Origin of the sequence: Amycolatopsis echigonensis (assembly GCF_014174495.1) — a bacterium.
GTDB classification, from domain to species: domain Bacteria; phylum Actinomycetota; class Actinomycetes; order Mycobacteriales; family Pseudonocardiaceae; genus Amycolatopsis; species Amycolatopsis echigonensis.
This window is the reverse complement of sequence record NZ_JACJHR010000276.1, coordinates 1-449: the sequence shown is the minus strand read 5'-3', so window position 1 is coordinate 449 and position 449 is coordinate 1. Positions and strand designations below refer to the sequence as shown.

At 65.5% G+C, this 449-nt stretch carries 2 pseudogenes; both read right to left on the bottom strand.

The window, feature by feature from the left end:
• A pseudogene (locus H5411_RS46750) lies at positions 1-258 on the bottom strand (MlaD family protein); the annotation flags it as partial.
• 5 nt (positions 259-263) lie between these two features.
• A pseudogene (locus H5411_RS46745) lies at positions 264-449 on the bottom strand (MlaD family protein); the annotation flags it as partial.

Here is a 449-nt window from a genome sequence, read left to right as displayed (position 1 = left end):
GGGTGCCTCCCGGACATCCACGACCTTGCCGATCGGGATGCCGGCGACCTTGACCTCCGTGGTAAAGGGCTGGAGCCGGTAGTCACGCGCGAAGTTGATGCTCAACTCCGTGCCCGGTCGCAGCGTGGTGAGGATCCGGTCCTTGTTGAAGAGAGCGAGACCGGCGACGAGCGCCACGACGACGAACATCGCGCCCAGTTTGAACAGCGATCCCTTGCTTTTCGGACGTCGGCGCCGGTTCTTGATACGCAAAGCCATCTTCCTCACCTCGGCCCCAGCAGAGAGCTCTTCTTGTCCTGCGGTGCCTGTCCCGGTGCGGGATAGGCGTTGCGCGCGGTGACCGGGTCCTTCAGCGCGCTCAGGGCGCCGGACAGGGACTCGGTGTTGAACAACGGGTAGATGCGCAGCCAGTGGCCCGACGCGTCACCCTGGCTGAGCGCGTTGGCCGC